An 880-nucleotide genomic window follows, 5' to 3' on the forward strand; every position below is an offset into this window, starting at 1 on the left:
TCGCCGCCGCATTCAAAAAGTCGTCTACCGAAGCGACGTCTTGCAGGGCGTTGGTACTGCTGGACACAGTTTCAAAATCCTGCGGCCTCCCTTGGGAGGCTTTCTATGACACGCTCCTCCTATAGCTACCGCATCGAAACCAATGGTGAGGAAATCGATGTCTGGTTCCGGCATCGCGACTTGGTACCGGTATCACAGTAATCGATCACCGATACTCCACTGCAATGGACGATGGCGAACGCAAACCAACGTGGCCACAAATCCGAGATGCACTCGAAGTCAACGAGGATTGTCTTTTCAGTGCGTGGCTCACGGAAGTTTTGTGACCCCGACGAAGGACGTCACCCCGTGCAATGGCCTCCTCCATCATCGTGTTTTGTCACCTCAAATGGAAAAGCATGTTTTTTGACCATGCTGGAGATAACATGGCACAATAATGGTCTCATGGTTTCAGATTTTGGGTGCAATGGCGTCCGTAGCTGCCCCCATCGGTTTGTACATCAGATGGTACGGACAACAAGAAAAAATTCAGGACCGTGGAGCAGCACTCCGTGATGAATTCGAAGGACGACAATTTGGCGAAGGAGCAGCCCTATTCGAGGTGAACTCCATTTCGACAGAAAAAATCCCACCAAAGGGGTGGAGAGGGAAAGCGAAGATGTGGAGTCCATGGCATCGGGAGTTAGACGGATGGACTATTGTTACGATTCATTCCCAAAAAATGCCCTTCGCAGAGATGTGGGACTATATGGAGTCGAGCGACTGAGGGCGCAGGAGAAAGGGGTGTTCCCGGCGGAACACCCCGAACAAGATGTCTAGCTCATCTCCAACAGTGGTTTCATACGCAGGCCAAATGCTTCGCTCTCCATCCGCTACATCG

The 880-nt window shown here is 51.6% G+C and carries 1 protein-coding gene; it reads left to right on the top strand.

The features are described from left to right. The first annotated feature begins 105 nt into the window (after positions 1-105). Positions 106-201, top strand: coding sequence for a DUF8139 family protein (locus tag ACR3FF_RS27530; RefSeq protein WP_472850177.1), 96 nt, complete (start codon positions 106-108; stop codon positions 199-201). The last annotated feature ends 679 nt before the right edge of the window (positions 202-880 follow it).

The sequence above is a fragment of the Haladaptatus ordinarius genome, assembly GCF_054177595.1.

Coding starts and splice junctions, on each gene's coding strand:
- ACR3FF_RS27530 (WP_472850177.1), top strand. CDS start 106: ATGACACGCTCCTCCTATAGCTACCGCATCGAAACCAATGGTGAGGAA.